The sequence below is a fragment of the Ruegeria sp. CDSA141 genome (genome assembly GCF_059612005.1).
Genome location: NZ_JBXWPT010000002.1, coordinates 412,473 through 433,310, shown reverse-complemented (window position 1 = coordinate 433,310; position 20,838 = coordinate 412,473). Strand labels below are relative to the sequence as shown.

The following is a 20,838-nucleotide window of genomic DNA, read 5'->3' as shown; positions in this document are numbered from 1 at the left end:
AACGCGACACCGACAAACCGGTCGAGGGAGGACAGTTTGGATAACGCACAGCTGCTGATCAGCGGACTGGCAAACGGATGTGTCTATGGCCTGATCGCCCTTGGCTTTGTTCTGATCTACAAGGCGACCGAGGCGGTGAATTTCGCCCAAGGTGATTTCATGATGCTGGGGGCCTTTGTGACCATCGGCCTGACCAACACCGAGTACATGGGTCTGCCGTTCTGGCTGGCCTTGCCGCTGTCATTGGGGATCATGGGTGCATTGGGCTATCTTCTGGATCGCCTGATCATCCGACGTCTTTTTGGGGAAAGCCAGACCGCCGTTGTTATCCTGACCATCGCCCTTGGCTTTGTGATCCGCTTTGCGGCCGGGTTGATCTGGGGGCACGAACCGCAAACGCTGCAGAACCCGCTTGCGGGCAGAGAGGTGCGCTTTGGAGGCCTTGTGCTTGGTATGGAAGATGTTGCCGTAATCGTCGTGACCATCCTGCTGACATGGGGCCTTTACGTCTTTTTCAACCGCACCAAACTTGGCCTTGGGATGCAGGGGGCGTCGCAAAACCAGCTGGCAGCTTATTACATGGGCGTGCCTGTCAAGCGGGTCCAGGGATTCATATGGGCGCTGGCCGGAGTCGTTGCGGGGATTGCGGGCATTCTGTTCGCCGCCAAGGGCGCGGTGGATCCGACAACCGGATTGCTGGGCATCAAGGCATTTGCCGCCGCCGTCATCGGCGGGTTCGGAAGCCTGCCCGGTGCGTTGACTGGTGGACTTATCGTCGGGGTGATCGAACCTTTTGCCAGCCGCTATATCGCGGCGGGTTACAGCCAGATCGCGCCATACGCCCTGCTGCTTGCCGTGCTGATCTTTCGACCCAACGGGTTGTTCAGTCAGGTTCGGGTCAAAAAGGTCTGAGCCATGCGGATCGTCTTCAAAACAGGCTACATGCAGGATATCCATCCATGGAAAGACCGCTATCAGCTTGTCCTGTATCTGATCCTTCTGACAGTTGTTGCCGCAGCCCCCTGGTGGCTTGATGAGTTTTATCTGGGTGAGCTGACCAACGTCCTGATTTGGGCTATTGCCGGGTTGGGCCTGATGATCCTGACCGGGCACACGGGGCAAGTCAGTCTGGGCCACGCGGCCTTTCTGGCCTTTGGCTGTTATGCCAACGTCGCCCTGATCGAAGCCGGGGTGCCCTTTCTGGTTGCTTTCCCGCTGGCCGGCGTTCTGACCGGGATAGCAGGCGTGACGGTCGCGATCCCTGCCCTGCGGCTGCACGGAATCTATCTTGCCATCTTCACCATGGCGCTTTCCATCCTGATGGATGACATCATCGTTCTGTCCGAACCCATCACCGGCGGCGTTGCGGGCAAATATGTCGGCGGGGTCGAAATCTTCGGCCATCTGGTGGACCGCTGGGGAACGCCCGATCAGTTTTTCTGGCTGGTCCTGACCGTCGCCGTGCTGGTCACACTGGGATATATCAACCTGCTGCGCGCGCCTTTGGGGCGCAGCTTCATCGCGGTGCGCGACTCTGAGGTTTCGGCCCAGGCGATGGGCATCGATATCGCGCGGACAAAGATGATCTCTTTCGCATTGTCCTGCGCAGTGACGGGCTGGGCCGGGGCACTGATGGGGCTGTTTGCCGGAGCGTTCAACAACGAAACCTTCAGTGTTCTGATCTCGATCCAATTGTTGATGATGATCGTCATCGGTGGGCTGGGGTCGATCCACGGCGCGTTTCTGGGCGCGATCGTGATCGGGTTCCTACCGCAGTTTTTGTCGATCTCAAAAGAATATGCCGGGGCCCTGTTCGGTGGCAATACGGTGGCCATTCCGGGATTGGAGTTCGGCATCTTCGGAATGATCCTGATCGCCTTCATCCTGTTCGAACCCATGGGGATTTACGGCCGCTGGCTTAAGATCCGTACATGGTTCGAATTGTTCCCGTTCTATCGAAAGGACATGTTCAAACGTCAAAAATCCTACCTCAAAACGGAACGTCTGAGATGAGCTTGCTGAAGTTTGAAAACGTCACTCTGAAATTCGGCGGTCTGACGGCGGTGGATGACCTGTCATTTGATGTTCGGGAAGGTGAGGTTTTTGCCATTGTCGGCCCAAACGGTGCGGGCAAGTCAACTGTTTTCAACCTGATTTCCCGGTTCTACGATCCTTTTGAAGGAGCGATCCAGTTTGACGGTCATGATCTGCTTCAGGTCAAACCGTCCGGCGTCGCCGCCTATGGTGTTGCGCGGACCTTTCAGAATATCGAACTGTTCGAACACGCGACCGTTCTGCAAAACCTGCTGGTCGGACGGCACCGCCACCGCAGGACAAACCTGATTTCCGAGATTCTGTTCACCCCGTCCGCAAAGCAACAGGAACTGGAAAACCGCGAGAAAGTCGAACGGATCATCGACTTTCTCGACCTGCAAGCCTATCGCGACAAGATGATATCGGGGCTTCCCTACGGCGTACGCAAAGTGGTTGAAGTTGCCCGCGCTTTGGCAACCGACCCCAAATTGCTGCTGCTGGATGAACCGGCCTCGGGGTTGTCCGTCGAAGAGACAACAGACATGCGTTGGTGGATCGATGATATCCGACGACAGATGGGCATCACCGTTTTGATGGTAGAACATGACATGGGGTTGGTCTCCGGCGTGTCAGACCGGGTTCTGGCCATGGCAGATGGTGCTAAACTGGCGCTTGGAACCCCGGCCGAAGTTCAATCGCACCCGGCGGTGATTAAAGCTTATCTGGGGAAAGCCTCATGAGCCTGCCAATCCTGAAAATCCGAAATGTCGAATGTTTTTATGGCCCGATAATGGCCATTCGCGGTGTTTCGCTGGACGTTCACGAAGGAACGATTGCCTCGATCCTTGGCGCAAATGGTGCAGGCAAAACGACATTGATGAAAACCGTCTCGGGTGTGATGGACCCGGAAAAGGGCACGATTACCTTTGATGGCGACGACATTCAGGGGGCTGAGCCGCATACAGTCGTCCAGCGCGGGATTGTGCATGTGCCCGAAGGGCGTGAGGTATTTCCTCTACTAACCGTCGATGAAAACCTGAGCCTCGGAGCGTATACTCGCTCGGACAAAGCGCAGATCGCCCAGGACCGCGACCTTGTTTTCAGTTATTTCCCTGTTCTGAAAGATCGCCGCACGCAAGAGGCCGGCACCCTGTCAGGTGGGCAACAACAGATGCTGGCGATCGGACGTGGGCTGATGGCCCGCCCCCGCATCATGCTGCTGGATGAACCGTCACTGGGTCTGTCGCCGCTACTGGTACAAGAGATATTCGGCATTCTGAAACGTCTGAACGAAGAACAGCATATGACAATGCTGCTGGTCGAGCAGAACGCCAATGCAGCATTGGAACTGGCGCATCATGGTTACGTGATGGAGGTTGGACGCATCGTCATGGACGGCGCTGCGGATGAGTTACTGAAGTCCGAGGATATCCAGAACTTCTATCTAGGCGTGCGGGAAGAAGGCGCGCGCGAAAACCGCCGGTGGAAACGCAAAAAGACGTGGAGGTAAGCAAGATGGATGCAACGCCCCTCGCCCCGCAGATCAGGATCAACGGCATTGAACTTAATGCAACCCCCGGACAACGCCCGTTGCGTGTGGATGGGTACACAACCATCAGTGCGCTGTTTCAAAGCCGTTGTGCGGAACTGGGGGATCGAACAGCCCATCGTGAAAAGGACTTGGGCATCTGGAAGTCATATTCCTGGGCCGACTACTGGCGGCGCGCCAAGTGGATCGGGCTCGCCCTGCGAAAGCTGGGTTTGGAACGCGGAGACGTTGTTTCAATCCTGTCCGAGGACCGCAAGGAATGGATGTGGTTCGACATGGGCATTCAGTGCGTCGGGGGCATTTCTTCTGGCGTCTACACCACGGATTCCGCCAATCAGTTGCAATATCTGGTCAATGACAGTGGCAGCAAGTTCCTGATCGTCGAGGACGAAGAACATCTGGACAAGTTTCTTGAAGTCGAGAGTCAAGTTCCGGACCTGGTCAAGGTGATCATACTGGAGGGCGAAGGCTTGCATGAACTGACCCATCCACGCTGCATGATAATCGACGATCTTTACGCTTTGGGCCAGCAGGTCGAAACCGAAGATCCGGGACGGTTCGAAGCCGAAATCGCACAGGCCAAACCTCAGGACACAGCTTTGCTGGTTTACACATCCGGCACCACCGGCCAACCCAAGGGTGCGATGCTAAGCCATGAAAACATCCTGGCTGGCATTGAGGCCGGTGCCTGGTCATTGCCAACGCAGGCCAGTGACGAACAGCTGTGTTTTCTGCCGCTCTGTCATATTCTGGAACGCGACGTATCTGTCTATTTTCCGCTGGCCGCCCGCTGCACCGTGAACTTCGCGGAAAGCCCCGAGACGGTTTTTGCAAATCTGCAAGAGGTCTCGCCTTCGACCTTCACGGCAGTACCGAGAGTTTGGGAAAAGATCTATGCGCATGTGCAAATCCTGGCGCAGGATGCAACGTCGCTGGGTCGAATGGCATACGGTCTTGCCCTGAAGGCCGGCGCGCGCCGGGCCGAATACGTGAGTTCGGGAAAACCCGTTCCCCCCGCCATCGCGGCCCGGTTCTGGTTTTGGGATCAGTTGGTTCTGAAGAATTTGCGCCGGATGCTGGGCTTGGACAAGCTGCGCCGGGGTGGCACGGGTGCTGCCCCTATCTCGGCGGATTTGTTGAAATGGTACTGGGCCATCGGAGTGCCGATCGTCGAGGGCTTCGGCATGACCGAAACGTCCGGCCTTGCGACACTCAACACCGTTGAAAGCAACAAGATCGGAACCATCGGAAAGGTCGTCCCGGGGTGCGATATCCGTATCTCGGACGAAGGTGAAATTCAGCTCAAGGGCATGAACATCTTTCAGGGCTATTGGCGCAATAACGCAAAGACGGCGGAAAGCTTTACCGCCGATGGCTGGCTGCGCACCGGCGATATGGGACGTATCGACAAGGACGTGTTCGTTACCATCACCGGCAGGTTGAAAGACATCATCATCACCGCCGGTGGCAAGAACATCACCCCGGCCGAAATCGAGAGCCTGCTGAAGTTCAGCCATTACATCTCGGACGCGGTTATCATTGGTGACAAGCGTAAATACCTCACGGCGTTGATCATGATCGATCAGGAAAACGTCGAGAAATATGCGCAAGACCAGAAGATCCCATTCTCGAACTTTGCCTCGCTTTGTGCCGCGTCCGAAATCAGGGATCTGATCGGTTCCGAAGTCGAAACCGTCAATACGAAGTTTGCAAGAGTTGAACAGATCAAGGATTTTCGCTTGATCGACGTTTTGCTGACCGCCGAAGATGACGAGCTTACCGCCACGATGAAACTGAAACGCGGTCTGGTGGAAAAGAAACACGGACATCTGATTGAAGACATGTACACTTAGGCAAAGAGTTTTCGGGAGGAGAAAGATGAAGAAGTCACTCAAATGGTTGGTCGCAGCCACGGCGTTGACCGCCTCGGCAAGCATCGGCTCGGCTCAGACACAGGGCGTTACGGACGACGAGATAGTCATTGGGTCCGTCAACGACCTGAGCGGCATCTTTGCCGCAGTGGGTGTTCCGGCGACCAAGGGTGCCAACGTGGTATTCGACCGGGTGAACGAAGCCGGTGGCATTCACGGGCGCAAGGTCCGCTATGTGGTCGAGGACAACGGCTATCAGATGCCGCGTGCGATGCAGGGCTACAACAAGCTGCTGAACCGAGACGGGGTGTTCGCGATGCTGCAATCGCTGGGCACGCCGATGAACATGGCGGGGTTCAAGTTGTTGGATCCCAAGGGCATTCCCAATGTTGCGCCTCTGACTGCTGCGCGTCAGATGTTGCAGGAACCGATGCGGAACAAATTCACGTCCTTCTCGACCTATTTCGATCAGGCGCGTATTGGCGTGAAATATCTGGCCGGCGAATTCGGATCAAAGACGGTTTGCACCATGTATCTGCCAACAGATTTCGGTGAGGAAATCCTGGAAGGCAGCAAGGCCGGAGCCGAAGAAGCCGGTATCGCTTTTGGATCTGAAACAACCCACAAGCCGGATGAGACGGATTTTGTCGGATCGCTCAGCAAGCTCAAGGAAGAGGGCTGCGATATCGTCACCATGGCGCTTGGGGTACGGCAGGCGATCACCGTAGTTGGCACGGCCAAGAAGATGGGCCTGACGGACATGAAGTTCCTCGGCACTTCGGCCAGTTTCCTGACTGTTGTGGCACAGGTTCCCGGTGGAGTGACCGATGGATTCTATGCAGCGGCCTCGTGGCAGGATCTTTGGGCGCGTGCGGATCAATCTGCCCCGGCGGCATTTATCGAAGAATACAAGGCCGCCACGGGCGAAGACCCGGTTGGATTCGCCATGTTGGGCTATTCCGCTGCTGAAATGATGGTCAAAGCACTAGAGGCCGCGGGCCCTGACCTGACGCATGACAGCTTTATCGAAGCGATGGAGTCACTGGACTATCAGGATGACCTGGTCGGCAACCATATTTCCTATGGCCCGGACGATCACCAGGGGGCGGATACAGTTTTCGTCAATGTCGTTGAAAACGGCGCGTGGAAACTTGTTTACGAAGAATAGTTTTACAGACAAAGCAAAGCAAAAAAGGGCTCGCATGTGCGAGCCCTTTCTTATTGGGTTTTCCCGGCGAATTAACGCTTGGAGAACTGGAAGGAACGGCGGGCTTTGCGCTTACCGAATTTCTTACGTTCCACAACGCGGCTGTCACGGGTCAGGAAGCCGGCCGCTTTCAGAGCGCCACGCAGGTTGGGATCGTACAGTTGCAGCGCTTTCGAGATGCCGTGCTTGACCGCACCGGCCTGACCGGTCAGGCCACCGCCTTTGACGGTTGCAACGACGTCGAACTCACCTTCAACACCAGCAACCTGGAACGGCTGGCGCAGGATCAGTTGCAGAACGGGACGTGCAAAATACTTGTCCTGGTCTTTGCCATTTACGGTAACCTTGCCGGAGCCGGGTTTGATCCAGACGCGGGCAACAGCGTCTTTACGCTTGCCGGTGGCATACGAACGACCCAGCTCGTCACGTACGGGTTCACGCACGATGACTTCTTCGGCCACAACCTCAACGCCTGCGACGGCGCCCAGCTCTTCGAGAGTATTGATCTGATCAGCCATGGTCATTAGCTCCGGGTGTTTTTCTTGTTCATGGATGCAACATCCAGAACTTCGGGCGCTTGCGCCTCATGGGGATGCTCGGCACCGGCATAAACGCGCAGGTTGGTCATAATCTGACGCGACAGGCGGTTGCCCGGCAGCATGCGTTTGACGGCTTGGGTCACGACGCGCTCAGGGTGTTTGCCTTCGAGGATCTGCTGCTTGGTCCGCGACTTGATGCCACCCGGATGACCCGTGTGCCAGTAGAAGTTTTCTTCGCGCTTCTTGCCGGTCATCTGGATTTTGTCAGCGTTGATCACGATGACGTTGTCGCCCATGTCCATGTTCGGGGTGAACGACGCTTTGTGCTTGCCACGCAGGCGCATGGCGACGATCGAGGCAAGACGACCCAGAACAACGCCCTCGGCGTCGATCAGGATCCATTTCTTGTCGATGTCTGCAGGTGTTGCAGAAAAGGTTTTCATGGCAGGATAGTCCTGTTTGATGTGAAAGACCGCCCCAGCGGAGCGGCCCGAATTCGATGGATGCGTATCTAGACACCCATGATTGCCACGTCAAGCGACCCAATGCTAATTAAATATAATCAAAACAACAACTTGCAAAATAGGTATTATTTTACCCCATATTTCTGAATTGGAATTCTCCCAATTTCAACACTCTGATACACTAGATTAGACTTTATCGCGTCAAGCCACGGAGAGTTGCATGCAGGATTTAATGCACACAATTGAAAGCTACGGTGCCGCCTGGCAGGAAAAATCCTCGGGAAAACGGCTTGAGTTCTTGGCGCATTGTTTTGCGGAAAACGGGCGATATGTGGATCCAACAGCTGATGTTTCGGGGCGTGAGCGGTTGAATGCTCATATTGGAGAGATTCTTGAAAGCTCGAATGGGCGCGTCGAAATCACCAGCAGTCCGGTTTCGCACCACGATGTCGTTCACTTCACGTGGCATATGGTGGCGCCCGACGGCGCAATCATGGTGGCCGGGCATGATTTCATTCGATTGGACGAAGATGGAAAGATCACCCATCTGGCCGGATTCTTTGGCGATCCGCCCCCGCTGACCTGAATGCTAGACGCTGATCTGTTCAGGCGGATTGTCCAGCAAAGCGCGCAACCTCAGCATTGCATCCTCGAACCGTTCCAGCGAAACATGCCCATTCATTGCGATGCGTACTGCGTTTGGCGCCCGTCCATCGCGCAGGGCAAATTCATCCGCCGATCTGAGTTGAATACCTTCCCGTTCTGCCGCACGGCTGAACGCAGCAGAGCGCCAACCTGACGGCAGGTTCAGCCAGACAAAGGGCACGTCCGGAGCCCAGTTCAGATCAAATCCCCCCAGCGCATTGACAGTGATCCGAACGTAGTCGCCCATCCGCTTGCGTACATCCTGGGCAATTTGACGGGTACGCGGATCCGACAGCAGCAACCGCGTGAGCTCGGCCAGCGGCTGGGCAAGGCCAAAATACCCATATTCGGCAGATCGACGCAGATCGACGCTACGATCCTTTGGGGCAATGGCGAAACCCACGCGCAAAGCCGGGGTGAGGATCTTTGAAATTGATGAAACGTGCCATCCGCGTTCCGGAGCAAGCGCACGATAACTGGGTTCTCGCGCCTCTCCCATGCGATAGCAATCGTCTTCTATGATTTGAAGGTCGAAACGCCGCGCGACGTCCACCACCTCTTTCCGGCGTTCCAGCGGCGTGTGAACCCCGGTGGGGTTTTGAACCTCTGGCGAAACACAGATGGCCTGAGCATTGGTTTGTCGCAAAACATGCTCCATGGACGCAGGATCAATGCCCCATTTGTCCATTTTGATTCCGATGACTTCGGCGCGCATCAACTCCCCTGCCCGGCGAAACCCGGCGTAAGAGAGGTCTTCGACCAGCACAATCGGTCTGGGTCCGCGTAGGATGGTCTGAAACACCAGACACAATCCGTTCTGGCCGCCATGGGTCAAAACGATGTCATCATGTGAGAGCGGACCCAGTGGCAAATCTGACAACCAATCCACAACTGATTGCCTCATGGGTTTGTATGCGTCCCGCGTGGGGTAATTCAGAAAAAGCCCGGGGTCAGCTTGCGCAACCTTTTGCAGGCATTCCCGGATAAGCGCGACCTGCCCTGCATCCGGCAGGCGTGGGCTGAACAAACTGACATTGGCGTTGTATTTGTCATCCTTCATATACAGTTGCCTGGCCCAGACATCGTCCAGAATCGGAGATTTTGGCGGGGCTACAAATGTACCACGCCCAACCTCGGCGTGGAGCAAGCCCTCATCGGTCAGGATCGTGTAGGCCCGTGCGACTGTACCAGGTGTGATTTGCAACCGGTAAGCCAGTTCGCGCACCGGGGGAAGCTTAGCACCGACATCCAATGTCTTGTCATCAATAGCTTTCCGTATCGCGTCAGCAACCAATGTATATTTGGGACCCTTGGATTTTGGCAGAGCGTCCGGCCAAATTGTATCCATTACAATTCTTCCTTTGCCTTTGGCACAATTCTGAATGTATCAAACCTATGTACCAAATGGTACTGTTTTGTGTCAATACAATTTGAAAGGATTTCTGAGATGACACGCACAATGCACACCCCCGCCCTTCTGCTGCTGAACGACAGCCCACGGCTGCCTCTGCTCGCTGCTCTGGCCGTGCGGTTTGCGGCGGCGGTCACTCAATGGGAACGCCGTCGCCGCAGTCGTGTCAATCTGGGCTATCTGGATGACCGTTTGCTGCAGGACGTCGGGCTGACCCGCCATCAGGCCGGCCGGGAAACAAAGCGCTTTTTCTGGCAGCCTTGACTGATCCCCAGTCCCAATTATTGGGACCTCTTCCTGGGCCGGGGCCTGTCCCCGGCCTTTTTTATCCGAAATTCGCGGCAGCGGACCCTGCTGGCGGCAGGGAATAGGTCATCGTTGCCCGCGCAACCGGAAGATCGCCGCCATCCGAGTACAAAAGCACATCCCCAACGGCCAGTGTTTTTCCTAGCTTCAACAGACGACAGGTCGCAATCATATCGGCGCCGCCTTCCGGTTTGCGCAGGAAATCAAAGGAGCTGTTCGTTGTAACGGCCAATGACTGACGCCCCTTACGCGCAAGAACCATCGCATAGACACTGACATCGGCCAGCCCGAACATGGACGGGCCTGATACCGTGCCTCCGGGGCGCAGGTGTTGGTCCTGAACCACAAGGCGCATGGTGATCGTGTCTTCGGTCAAGTCTTCGACGACGAAATCCTTGCGCACCTGAGGGAACACCTCTTTGAGGTATTGTGACAGTTCGTCCCGATTCATTTCCAAAGCCATACTTCCCCTCCTGCTCTTGCCGACCTAGAGTTGGCCCAACTTGGGATCGGAGGGCAAGATGACAATTCTGGAACGTAACGACACTGGCGCGGTTGCAAGACTTAAGATGAACGCACCGGACCGGCTGAACGCGCTGAGTTATGAGATGCTGGCTGCATTGCAGGCCGAACTTGATGCACTGCGCGAGGACAGCTCGATCCGGGCCGTGGTCCTGTCGGGGGCAGGAAAGGCGTTTTGTGCCGGGCATGATCTGAAACAGATGACCGCCGGACGCCAATCAGAAGATGGCGGCAAGACATACTTTCAGGACCTCTTTTCCCGCTGCGCCCGGATGATGATGTCCATCCAATCCCTGCCCCAACCTGTTATCGCGCAAGTCCATGGCATTGCGACCGCCGCCGGGTGTCAGTTGGTTGCAACCTGTGACATGGCCGTGGCTGCGGAAGGGACACGGTTTGGCGTCAACGGAGTCAATATCGGCCTTTTCTGTTCCACGCCGATGGTGGCGCTCAGCCGAAATATTCCCAGAAAGCAGGCCTTTGAAATGCTGACCACCGGCGAGTTCATCTCAGCGAAACGCGCCGCCGAGTTGGGTCTGGTAAATCGTGTCGTTCCGGAAACGCTGCTGGAACAAGAAGCCAACGGGCTGGCGGAACTGGTCGCATCCAAGCTTGGCGTGGCCGTGAAGATCGGGAAAGAAGCGTTCTATCAACAGCTGCAAATGCCTTTGGATCAGGCTTATGACTATACCGGAGACGCAATGGCGCAGAATATGTTGTACCGCGATACAGAAGAAGGCATTTCCGCCTTTATTGAAAAGCGCCCCCCGAATTGGACCCAATGACGCAATTGTTTTGAACATTTTTTGCCACTGTTTTCATTTTAGCACTTTCCAAAAGGGCAACTCTGTGGCAAAGCTGGGTCGAGGCTAAGGCCTCAGTACACTTTTGGGTCGCCGTGGGCGGAAGGTCCCTCCAGCTGGTCTCTCTCACCAGCGCTGACATTCCCGCAGCGGCGACCCCAAGACCCTCCCACTGAAACAGTCACAAAAAATACGGCAGTTGCGCCTGTGTGTGCGGTGCCCTATGTGGCTGCACATGACACAAGTTTTGCATATCGTTGGCGGTGGAATGGCCGGGTCCGAAGCGGCCTGGCAAGCCGCTGAAATGGGCGTTGACGTGATCATTCATGAAATGCGCCCCACTGTTGGCACTTTTGCACATCAAACCGGAAACCTGGCGGAAATGGTGTGTTCAAACTCTTTCCGATCAGATGACGATGAACAAAATGCCGTGGGTCTGCTGCACTGGGAAATGCGTGCCGCCAATGGGTTGATCATGACCACAGCCCATGCACATCGCCTGCCAGCCGGTGGTGCGCTCGCCGTGGACCGCGATCCCTTTGCCGAAGATGTCACCGCAAAACTCCGCGCACATCCGCGTGTGACGATTACCGACGAAGAAGTGACCGCCCTTCCCGACGATGGACTGTGGATCTTTGCGACCGGTCCGTTGACCTCACCTGCACTGGGGGAAGCAATCCGGGCCGAGACAGGATCTGACGCGCTGGCATTTTTCGATGCAATCGCGCCGATTGTCTACGCCGACAGCATCGACATGAGCAAAGCTTGGATGCAATCCCGGTACGACAAAGGTGAGACCGAGGAAGAACGCACGGCTTATCTGAACTGCCCGATGGACCGTGATCAATACGAAGCTTTCATAGACGCCCTTCTGGCTGCGGACAAAACCGAGTTTCACGAGGGTGAAACTGCAGGTTATTTTGATGGCTGTCTTCCAATTGAAGTCATGGCCGAACGCGGACGCGAGACCTTACGCCACGGTCCGATGAAGCCGGTAGGACTGACAAATCCTCATGCGCCTGATGTCAAACCTCACGCCGTGGTTCAGCTTCGACGGGACAACGCGTTGGGAACATTGTTCAACATCGTGGGGTTCCAGACCAAGATGAAATACGGAGCCCAGACCGACGTGTTCCGCAGGATCCCCGGTCTGGAAAACGCCAGCTTTGCTCGTCTCGGCGGCATTCACCGCAACACGTTCATCAACTCTCCCACCCTGCTCGATGCACAGATGCGGTTGAAATCCAAGCCCAACATCCGCTTTGCCGGCCAGATTACGGGCGTCGAAGGTTATGTTGAAAGTGCCGCGATGGGATTGCTTGCCGGTCGCACGGCCGCCGCGGAAATACTGGGGCGTGAATTGCCCGAAGTGCCCAAAGACAGTGCAATGGGTGCGTTGATCCATCACATTACCGGAGGGGCCGAAGCCAAGACGTTTCAACCGATGAACGTAAACTTCGGCCTATTCCGCCCCGTAGACGGCCTGAAAGGCGGGCGGCGGGGCCGGAAGGACCGGTACAAAGCCTATACCGATCGCGCCAAGGCAGAATGGCAAACATGGTTGGATCAATGCTGACTGGACGCGCGACATGCTCTCGGCCTAGCATGCCGGGATGAGCGACAAGTTCCTGGACAACACCTACAATCTCGACACGCCCAAAGACACTGAAACGCACTATCAGAACTGGGCTGCGACCTACGAAAAAGAGGTCGCGGAACAGGGATATGCAACCCCGGGACGGGTGGCCGCGGCATTGTGGAAATTCCACCCTCACCCCCAAACGCCAATTCTGGATTTCGGCTGTGGAACCGGGCTTTCCGGTCTCGCCTTGCGGGCGGCGGGATTTGAAGTCATCGACGGTATCGATCCTACCCCCAAAATGCTGGAAGAGGCAGAGGCCAAGGGTGTTTACCGAACCCTGACCGGTTTTGACATCACCAAGCCAGCCCTTCTCAGGCGCGGCGCGTATTCGTTGATCACGGCCATTGGTGTCATCGGCCAGGGCGCGGCGCCACCCGAGACATTCGACCTGTTGATGCACGCCTTGCCCAAAGGTGGGTTGCTTGCGTATTCCTTGAACGATCATGGGCTGGCAGATCACAAATTCACCTGCCGACTGACGGATTGGGTCGACATGGGGGCAGCACGTTTTCTATTTCGTGAATACGGGCCACACTTGCCCGGTATCAACCTTAACTCTGACGTGTATGTATTAGAAAAAGCGTGACTTTCGTAACGCGTTTCGCGCCATCCCCGACCGGTCCACTTCACCTTGGGCACGCCTATTCTGCGATGATCGCCAGCGACATGGCCAGATCCGAAAATGGACAGTTCTTGCTGCGCATCGAAGATATCGATCAGTCCCGCTCGCGTCGGCATTGGGAGGATCAGATCTACGATGACCTCAAATGGTTGGGGCTGACCTGGCCGAAACCGGTTTTGCGTCAATTAGATCGGCTGAGTATCTATGATCGAGCGTTGGATCGGTTGTGGAAAAGGGGTCTTCTGTATCCCTGCGTCTGTAACCGCAAAGATATTGCTGCCGCCGCAAGCGCCCCCCAAGAAGGTGCGCCCTTGCTTGGACCAGATGGGATAATATATCCCGGAACATGTCGAAATGCTAATCAAGCCACAGACTTAAGCCGAATCCCTCATCCACGATACCAGGCGTTGCGACTGGACGTTGCCAAAGCCTGTCGAACAATCCGCGATCCTGCCAAATTCCAATTCTCGGAACTGGGCTCAGGTCCCGATGGCGAAACAGGAACTGTCACATTCTCTCCGGATGAAATGGCAACAAATATCGGCGATGTTGTACTTTCCCGCCGTGACATGGGTACGTCCTACCATTTGTCCGTCGTTCTTGACGACGCAGCTCAAGGGATAACCCGTGTGGTTCGCGGTCGGGATCTGTTCGAAGCCACCCGCATTCATGTTCTGCTTCAGGCGCTGTTGAACCTGCCTACACCCGAGTATTTCCACCACGATCTGATCCGCGATGACGCGGGCAAACGACTGGCCAAACGGGACGACGCACGTGCGATCTCGAAATATCGGGCCGAAGGTGCCAGCCCAGCTGACATCCGCCATATGGTGGGGCTTTGATCTTGCTACGTTACTCCATCGGAGCCATCAGTTCGGTTTCGGTCCCGTCCCGCACCGCGGTATAAAAGCACGTCCGGCGGTTGGTGTGACAGGCAGCACCGGTTTGACGCACCAGAACCAACAGGCAATCGCGGTCACAATCGATGCGGAAGTCCACCAGTTTCTGCACATGACCTGAGGTTTCGCCCTTGATCCAGAAAGACTGACGCGAGCGTGACCAATAGGTCACCCTGCCCGTTTCCAATGTCTTTTCAATGGCCTGCGCATTCATCCATGCCATCATCAGAACTTCACCCGACACCTCATCCTGCGCAATTGCCGGAATCAGTCCCGCCTCGTTATATTTCAGAGTAGATGGATCAAACGCGACGGGGTCAGACATGACAAAAACCTTTTGCATCCGGTTGGCTGGTCACTATGTATGAGGAACACACGGCGAGGGAAAGCCATGAGCGGCGAGAACGACCTGATTAAGCTGTATTCCGGACGCATTCTGGCGCTGGCGGCGGACATCCCGCATCTGGATCGGCTGGAAAACCCGGATGCAACGGTCAAGAAACGCGCACCTCTATGCGGCTCTACAGTGACGGTTGATCTGAACGTTCAGGATGGTCGCGTCAGTTCCTTTGGACAGGACGTGAAGGCCTGTGCGTTGGGTCAGGCGTCCGCTTCGTTGGTTGGCGACGCAATCATTGGCGCGACGCGTGCACAGGTCGAAGCGGCGCGCGATCAGCTTACTGCGATGTTGAAAAAGGATGGCCCCGCTCCGGACGCGCCCTTCGACGGTCTCAAGGTTCTGATGCCGGCGCGGGACTATAAGAACCGCCATGCTTCAATCCTGCTGGCGCTGGACGCCACTGCAGAAGCCATGGCGCAGGCGGAACAGGCACATTGCGCCTGATTGTAGCTATTTGAGACAAACCCGTTTACCTTCCGTACAGATTTAAGGAGGGATGGGTATTGAATAATCTGCTTGAGCATTTTGTGACGCTTTGGGTCGTCATTGACCCGATTGGCACAATTCCGGTTTTTATCGCCGTCACCGCCGGTCTTACTGCTGCGGCCCGGCGGAAAACGGCCCTGTTAGCCGCCCTGATAAGCGCAGGCGTTTTGCTGTTTTTTCTTGTGTTTGGGCAATTGCTGATCGAAGCGCTGGATATCGGTTTGAATTCGTTTCAGGTGGCTGGGGGTATCATACTGTTTCTTTTTGCACTGACGATGATCTTCGGCGAGAGCAAACAGGAAATTGAACAACGTCAGGCCGAAGAGGATCAGGAAGACAAGTATCACAAGCAAAACCCTGCAATCTTCCCTCTTGCCGTTCCGTCTCTGGCCTCACCCGGGGCGATGCTGGCCGTCGTCATCCTGACAGACAACCATCGATATAGTGCAGCAGATCAAGGGATTACCGCGCTGGTCATGCTTTCGGTTCTGGTTGTTGCCTTTGTTCTCATGCTCTTGGCGGAACCGATCATTCGCCTGATTGGCCACTCAGGAGCGGCGATCATCAGCCGTATCATGGGGATGATCCTGGCCTCTGTCGCGGTCAATTCCGTCCTGTCCGCATTGCTTGAGATTTTCAAAACCGGACAGTTGTAAAAAAAACCGCCGCACCTTCCGGGCGAAAGGGCGGCGGCAGGCATTGCGTGTCTCGCGTGGGGTCCGGATTACCGCACGGGGCCGAGGCATGGCCCCTCAAGGGGTTTGGGACAGTCAGGTCACCCTTGACTGAAATGGGGATGACAGCGCGGTTTTTTCGGCACGAGATCGCAGGCAGAAAGGCTTAGAATCCAACCGGAAGGTGCAGGGCGACCATCAGGATCACTACCAGAGACATCACGCCCACTGCATCCTGCAGGATAGTCGATTGCGAGCGGCTGAATACAGTCTTGATCTGGGTCAGCATAGGGTCACCTCCGGTCAGAGTTTTAATCCTTTGTTGACCTTTTGTTCTCATATTTGTCCGAGTCGGTAAAGAACTTTTTGAGAACATTTGTGAACTTTTTGGAACTTTTCGCCTAACCTACTGAAATCAAACGGATCGCCTGATCCTGCTTCATCAGCCACAAAAGCATACGCGCCGCGCGGCCCCGGTCTGAGGTCAGCTCGGGGTCCGCATTCAGCAACGCCCGGGCATCGGATTGGGCTACAGCCATCAATCCGGCCTGACGCTCAAGATCAGCAATGCGGAACTTGGGCAGACCGGACTGTGCGGTTCCGATCAGATCCCCCGCACCACGCATTTCCAGATCGGTTTCAGAGATACGAAATCCGTCTTCAGTCTCACGCAGAACCTCCAATCGCTTACGTGCCCCCTCGCTGAGCGGCGGTTGGTACATCAGCAGACATGTCGATTCCGCGTCACCACGCCCCACGCGACCGCGCAGTTGATGTAGTTGGGCCAGACCAAAGATCTCGGCCCGTTCAATGACCATGATCGTGGCATTGGGCACGTTGACCCCCACTTCAATGACGGTCGTGGCCACAAGAACCTTGGTGGCCCCATTCTGGAATGCAGACATTGCAGCGTCTTTTTCGGCCGCCGGCATCTGCCCATGAACCAGCCCGACCACACCTTCGCCCAATATAGCACGCAAGCGCTTGAATCGTTCTTCAGCAGCCGTCAGATCCGAAACCTCGGATTCATCGACCAAGGGGCAGACCCAATAGCACTGCCGCCCCTCTTCAATCGCGCGACGCAGATGGGATACGACCTCATCCATGCGCTCCGTGCTGACAATCGCTGTCTTGATAGGTTTGCGCCCCGGCGGCTTTTCGTCCAGCACAGAGACGTCCATGTCGCCATATTGGGCCAGCGCCAGACTGCGTGGAATAGGTGTGGCAGTCATCACCAATACGTCCGCACCCTGCCCTTTTTCCGACAATTCCATCCTCTGGCGCACACCAAACCGGTGCTGTTCGTCAACGATAGCCAATCGCAGCGCATTGAATTCAACATCACTCTGAAACACGGCATGGGTGCCGACCAGAATTTGAATGTTGCCATTTTTCAAAGCCTCAAGCTTGGCGCGCCGCTCTGCGCCCTTGTCTCGCCCGGTGAGCAGTTCCAGAACCAATCCGGCTTCTTCTGCCAGCGGGCGTAACCCTTCAAGATGCTGGCGCGCGAGGATCTCGGTCGGGGCCATCATCACGCCCTGCCCTCCGGCCTCGACTGCAATCAGAAGGGCCATGAAAGCCACCAACGTCTTGCCGGCCCCCACGTCACCCTGCAACAATCGGTTCATGCGGGCGTCCGATGCCATATCAGCCGCGATTTCCTCGATCGCGCGGCTTTGCGCGCTGGTCGGACGATAAGGAAGACTGGCCAAAACCTTGGATTGCAACGCGCCTGTCCCTACGCTGACGACACCACGGGATTTCCGATCTCGCTGACGCGCCAGAGCCAGCGTCATCTGATGCGCGAACAACTCGTCATAGGCCAGACGCTGACGTGCGGGCGCAAACGGTGAGACATCATCAGCCCCTTGAGGATTGTGACCAGCACGAATTGCAGAGATCCAATCCGGCCAGTTTTGCTGTGCCATCTGCGCAGGGTCGATCCATTCCGCCAGCTCCGGCGCCCGCGCCAGAGCACTGCGGCTGGCCTTAAACGCCGTCTTCTGGGTCAGCCCCTGTGTCAGATGGTAAACCGGTTCGAACTCTGGGATCTCACTGGCTTGCTCGACGGGCAACATATGATCCGGATGCACCATCTGAGCCATGCCATCAAACAGCTCCAGCTTGCCCGAAACCACACGGCGCGAACCCTGAGGCAGCACTTTCTTCAGATAGTCCCCGCGCGCGTGAAAGAAAACCAACTGAAAATCCGACTGACTGTCTTCGACATGAATGCGGTATGCCCCACCCTTGTTTCGAGGCGGCCTGTGTGGACCGACCGTCACTTCGACGGTCAACGTGGAAGGCAGATCGACGCCCTGAATCGTCTCTCGCCGGCGTCGATCGACAACGGCATAGGGCAGGCCGAACAGAACGTCGCGTGGGCTCTCAATACCGGCCTGTTCCAGGGCTTGCGCGGTTTTGGGGCCAACGCCGTCGAGTGTTTCCAGCTCCGCAAACAGCGGGAACAGCTGCTCCGGCCTCCCGCTCATGCGCCTTCGATCAGCTGCAACCAGCCATCCTCATCCAGGGTTTCGATACCCAGCTCTGCCGCTTTCTTGGCTTTCGAACCCGCACCGGGACCGGCGACCAGAATATCGGTTTTCTTGCTGACGGAACCTGACACCTTCGCACCCAACGCCTCGGCCCGCGCCTTGGCTTCGGCGCGCGTCATCTTTTCCAACGTCCCGGTGAACACAACCGTCTTGCCTGCCACTGGGCTGTCTGATGCCGGTGCATCAGGTGCGATTATTGTCAATTCCTTGCGCAATGTATCGAAGGCGCGTCTTTCTTCCACGTTCGAAAACGCATCGGACAGAGACAGACCAAGTGTTGCACCAATCCCATCGATTCCGATCAATTCCGCCCAGGCGGCATTGGCATCCGGCGGAACACACGCGGCGGTGATTGCCGCATCCCGCGCTTCCTTGACCCGCGCCCGACGACCTTCTGCCAGCGCGGCCGCCCGTTCGGTATCTTCCGCCTCATCTGCTTGCCGTTGCGCCAGAGCTGCCGGGTGCGCGGCGTCCAGGGCTTGTGTCAGGGTCTCCCAATCGCGGTAATACAGCGCCAGATCACGCGCTCCGACTTCACCCACATGTCGGATACCCAAAGCAAACAACAGGCGCGCAAACGGAATGGTTCGCTTTTCGTCGATCGAAGCGAACAGATTTCTGGCTGAGGTTTCCCCCCACCCATCCCGGTTCTTCAGCCGAGCCAAATTGCCCTTGTCACGCTGTTCCAATGTAAAGATATCCGTCGGAGTTTTAATCGGAAGGATCGGATCATCATAGAACATCTCGATCTGTTTCGCGCCAAGGCCTTCAATATCAAACGCTTTGCGCGAGACGAAATGCTTCAGTTTCTCAACGGCCTGCGCGGGGCAAATCAAGCCACCGGTGCAGCGGCGGACTGCGTCGCCTTCTTCGCGGATCGCCTCGCTATGACATTCCGGACAGCGCGTTGGAAAGGCAAAGGTTTGCGAACCAGGTGGACGCTTGGACAAATCAACATCAGACAGCTTCGGAATCACGTCCCCGGCGCGATAAACCTGAACCCAGTCACCGACACGAATATCCTTGCCATCGCGGATCGTGCCGCCCGTGGCATCGCGTCCCGCGATATAGTCTTCGTTGTGCAAAGTGGCGTTGGAAACAACAACACCGCCCACCGTCACTGGATGCAACCGTGCGACCGGGCTAAGCGCGCCTGTGCGACCGACCTGAATGTCGATCGCCTCCAACCGTGTCCAGGCCAGTTCGGCTGGAAACTTGTGTGCAATCGCCCATCGTGGTGTGGTTGAGCGAAACCCCAAACGCGCCTGAAGCGACAGATCATTCACCTTGTAGACAACCCCATCAATGTCATAGCCCAAGGTGGAACGTTGGGCTTCGATATTGCGATAATGCTCCAATATCTCGTGCGTCGTTGCACACAGACGGGTCAGCGGATTCGTCGAAAACCCAAGTGATTTAAGCCGCTCGATCGCCCCCATCTGCGAGTCGGCCAATGGTTCCGAAACCTCTCCCCAGGCATAAGCGAAAAAACGCAACGGGCGCGAGCGCGTGATTTCCGAATCCAGTTGTCGCAAAGACCCCGCCGCCGCGTTGCGCGGATTGGCAAAGGGTTTGCCACCGCGCTCTGCTTGCCGCGCGTTCAACGCCTCGAAATCCGCATGAGACATGTAAACCTCACCCCTGACTTCCAGAACCTCGGGTGCGTTTTGCAGGTGCTGCGGGATATCGGAGACCGTGCGGGCATTGGCCGTTACATTTTCACCGACTTCACCATCTCCACGCGTCGCAGCCTGAACAAGCTGTCCTTTTTCGTAACGCAATGACAGGGACAGGCCATCAATCTTAGGTTCGGCTGTGTAGGCAAGGCTTTCCCCGAAGCCAAGGCCCAGATATTTCCGGATCGATCTGTCGAAATCTGCCACGTCCTCATCATCGAAAGCATTGCCCAGCGACATCATGCGCACGGCGTGCGTCACCTTCGAAAAACCGTCAGCAGGCTTTGCACCCACTTGATCCGTCGGGCTGTCGGAACGCTTGAGATAGGGGAAGCGCGCTTCTATTTCAGCATTGCGACGCTTGAGAGCATCATACTCTGCATCCGACATGTCAGGCGCGTCAGCCGTGTGATACAGCGTATTTGCTTTCGACAACAGTTCGGCCAGACGTGCAAGCTCGGCACGTGCCTCATCTTCTGTCAGCTCGGATATGGAAGTTAAGTTGCTCATGGCCTCGCCCTGTCACGCGTACT

At 56.3% G+C, this 20,838-nt stretch carries 22 protein-coding genes; 14 read left to right on the top strand and 8 right to left on the bottom strand.

Translation table 11 applies throughout. The annotated features are described in order from the left end of the window. Nucleotides 1–36 precede the first annotated feature (36 nt). Genes AC2FLP_RS06070 through AC2FLP_RS06045 form a run of 6 tightly spaced genes read left to right on the top strand, consistent with a single transcriptional unit; the run spans nt 37 to nt 6,622 of the window. Complete coding sequence (locus AC2FLP_RS06070; RefSeq protein WP_117868984.1) at nt 37–912, top strand: branched-chain amino acid ABC transporter permease; 876 nt, start codon at nt 37–39, stop codon at nt 910–912. A 3-nt stretch (nt 913–915) separates the two neighbouring features. Next, nucleotides 916–2,013, top strand: coding sequence for a branched-chain amino acid ABC transporter permease (locus tag AC2FLP_RS06065; protein ID WP_496682178.1), 1,098 nt, complete (start codon nt 916–918; stop codon nt 2,011–2,013). Beyond that, nucleotides 2,010–2,774, top strand: coding sequence for an ABC transporter ATP-binding protein (locus AC2FLP_RS06060; RefSeq protein WP_496682175.1), 765 nt, complete (start codon nt 2,010–2,012; stop codon nt 2,772–2,774). Before AC2FLP_RS06065 ends, AC2FLP_RS06060 begins: the two co-directional genes overlap by 4 nt. Next, on the top strand, nt 2,771–3,544 hold the full coding sequence (locus AC2FLP_RS06055; protein ID WP_496682173.1) for an ABC transporter ATP-binding protein: 774 nt from the start codon (nt 2,771–2,773) through the stop codon (nt 3,542–3,544). Before AC2FLP_RS06060 ends, AC2FLP_RS06055 begins: the two co-directional genes overlap by 4 nt. A gap of 5 nt (nt 3,545–3,549) precedes the next feature. After that, nucleotides 3,550–5,436, top strand: a complete 1,887-nt coding sequence (locus tag AC2FLP_RS06050; RefSeq protein WP_496682171.1) for an AMP-dependent synthetase/ligase — start codon at nt 3,550–3,552, stop codon at nt 5,434–5,436. A 25-nt stretch (nt 5,437–5,461) separates the two neighbouring features. After that, complete coding sequence (locus AC2FLP_RS06045) at nt 5,462–6,622, top strand: ABC transporter substrate-binding protein (protein WP_496682168.1); 1,161 nt, start codon at nt 5,462–5,464, stop codon at nt 6,620–6,622. A 71-nt stretch (nt 6,623–6,693) separates the two neighbouring features. On the opposite strand, the gene rpsI is transcribed toward AC2FLP_RS06045, so the two are convergent. Together rpsI and rplM are read right to left on the bottom strand one after the other, a co-directional pair. After that, complete coding sequence (gene rpsI, locus AC2FLP_RS06040; RefSeq protein ID WP_117872759.1) at nt 6,694–7,179, bottom strand: 30S ribosomal protein S9; 486 nt, start codon at nt 7,177–7,179, stop codon at nt 6,694–6,696. Between the two features lie 5 nt (nt 7,180–7,184). Next, nucleotides 7,185–7,643: a 50S ribosomal protein L13 gene (rplM, locus tag AC2FLP_RS06035; protein WP_117868990.1), complete on the bottom strand. Its 459-nt coding sequence runs from the start codon at nt 7,641–7,643 to the stop codon at nt 7,185–7,187. Between the two features lie 241 nt (nt 7,644–7,884). Between rplM and AC2FLP_RS06030 the strand changes: the two genes are divergently transcribed. Further along, nucleotides 7,885–8,250 (top strand): nuclear transport factor 2 family protein, encoded by a 366-nt coding sequence (locus tag AC2FLP_RS06030; RefSeq protein ID WP_117868991.1) that lies wholly within the window; start codon nt 7,885–7,887, stop codon nt 8,248–8,250. Nucleotides 8,251–8,253: 3 nt separating this feature from the next. Here the strand turns inward: AC2FLP_RS06030 and AC2FLP_RS06025 are convergent, their stop codons facing one another. Then, a complete protein-coding gene (locus AC2FLP_RS06025) occupies nt 8,254–9,657 on the bottom strand; it encodes an aminotransferase-like domain-containing protein (protein WP_299896979.1) in 1,404 nt (467 codons plus the stop codon). A 99-nt stretch (nt 9,658–9,756) separates the two neighbouring features. Here AC2FLP_RS06025 and AC2FLP_RS06020 point away from each other — a divergent pair, with 99 nt between their 5' ends. Beyond that, nucleotides 9,757–9,984, top strand: a complete 228-nt coding sequence (locus AC2FLP_RS06020; RefSeq protein WP_117868993.1) for a DUF1127 domain-containing protein — start codon at nt 9,757–9,759, stop codon at nt 9,982–9,984. Between the two features lie 61 nt (nt 9,985–10,045). Here the strand turns inward: AC2FLP_RS06020 and AC2FLP_RS06015 are convergent, their stop codons facing one another. Continuing rightward, entirely contained in the window at nt 10,046–10,489 is a 444-nt protein-coding gene (locus tag AC2FLP_RS06015) for a PaaI family thioesterase (protein WP_117868994.1), read from the bottom strand. A 58-nt stretch (nt 10,490–10,547) separates the two neighbouring features. Between AC2FLP_RS06015 and AC2FLP_RS06010 the strand changes: the two genes are divergently transcribed. The 4 genes from AC2FLP_RS06010 to gluQRS all read left to right on the top strand — a co-directional run bounded on the left by AC2FLP_RS06010 (nt 10,548) and on the right by gluQRS (nt 14,457). After that, nucleotides 10,548–11,333 (top strand): enoyl-CoA hydratase, encoded by a 786-nt coding sequence (locus AC2FLP_RS06010; RefSeq protein ID WP_496682162.1) that lies wholly within the window; start codon nt 10,548–10,550, stop codon nt 11,331–11,333. A gap of 253 nt (nt 11,334–11,586) precedes the next feature. Further along, a complete protein-coding gene (gene trmFO / locus AC2FLP_RS06005) occupies nt 11,587–12,927 on the top strand; it encodes a methylenetetrahydrofolate--tRNA-(uracil(54)-C(5))-methyltransferase (FADH(2)-oxidizing) TrmFO (protein WP_496682159.1) in 1,341 nt (446 codons plus the stop codon). A 37-nt stretch (nt 12,928–12,964) separates the two neighbouring features. Next, entirely contained in the window at nt 12,965–13,579 is a 615-nt protein-coding gene (locus AC2FLP_RS06000) for a class I SAM-dependent DNA methyltransferase (protein ID WP_496682156.1), read from the top strand. Next, the gene (gene gluQRS, locus AC2FLP_RS05995) at nt 13,576–14,457 is read left to right on the top strand and encodes a tRNA glutamyl-Q(34) synthetase GluQRS (protein ID WP_496682154.1); all 882 of its coding nucleotides are present in this window, start codon (nt 13,576–13,578) and stop codon (nt 14,455–14,457) included. The genes AC2FLP_RS06000 and gluQRS overlap by 4 nt, the downstream gene beginning before the upstream one ends. Before the next feature lie 10 nt (nt 14,458–14,467). Here gluQRS and hisI read toward each other — a convergent pair whose 3' ends face one another. Further along, nucleotides 14,468–14,857 (bottom strand): phosphoribosyl-AMP cyclohydrolase, encoded by a 390-nt coding sequence (gene hisI, locus AC2FLP_RS05990; protein ID WP_299896963.1) that lies wholly within the window; start codon nt 14,855–14,857, stop codon nt 14,468–14,470. A gap of 48 nt (nt 14,858–14,905) precedes the next feature. Here hisI and AC2FLP_RS05985 point away from each other — a divergent pair, with 48 nt between their 5' ends. Both AC2FLP_RS05985 and AC2FLP_RS05980 read left to right on the top strand, forming a co-directional pair. Continuing rightward, complete coding sequence (locus AC2FLP_RS05985) at nt 14,906–15,358, top strand: iron-sulfur cluster assembly scaffold protein (protein ID WP_496682151.1); 453 nt, start codon at nt 14,906–14,908, stop codon at nt 15,356–15,358. A gap of 59 nt (nt 15,359–15,417) precedes the next feature. Then, nucleotides 15,418–16,056 carry a MarC family protein gene (locus AC2FLP_RS05980; protein ID WP_117869000.1) on the top strand — a complete coding sequence of 213 codons (639 nt, stop codon included), beginning with the start codon at nt 15,418–15,420 and terminating at the stop codon, nt 16,054–16,056. A 184-nt stretch (nt 16,057–16,240) separates the two neighbouring features. Here the strand turns inward: AC2FLP_RS05980 and AC2FLP_RS05975 are convergent, their stop codons facing one another. The 3 genes from AC2FLP_RS05975 to ligA all read right to left on the bottom strand — a co-directional run bounded on the left by AC2FLP_RS05975 (nt 16,241) and on the right by ligA (nt 20,815). Next, a complete protein-coding gene (locus AC2FLP_RS05975) occupies nt 16,241–16,363 on the bottom strand; it encodes a hypothetical protein (RefSeq protein ID WP_256367496.1) in 123 nt (40 codons plus the stop codon). Between the two features lie 112 nt (nt 16,364–16,475). Beyond that, nucleotides 16,476–18,566: an ATP-dependent DNA helicase RecG gene (recG, locus tag AC2FLP_RS05970; protein WP_496682147.1), complete on the bottom strand. Its 2,091-nt coding sequence runs from the start codon at nt 18,564–18,566 to the stop codon at nt 16,476–16,478. Further along, on the bottom strand, nt 18,563–20,815 hold the full coding sequence (ligA, locus tag AC2FLP_RS05965) for an NAD-dependent DNA ligase LigA (protein WP_299896953.1): 2,253 nt from the start codon (nt 20,813–20,815) through the stop codon (nt 18,563–18,565). Before ligA ends, recG begins: the two co-directional genes overlap by 4 nt. Nucleotides 20,816–20,838 lie beyond the last annotated feature (23 nt).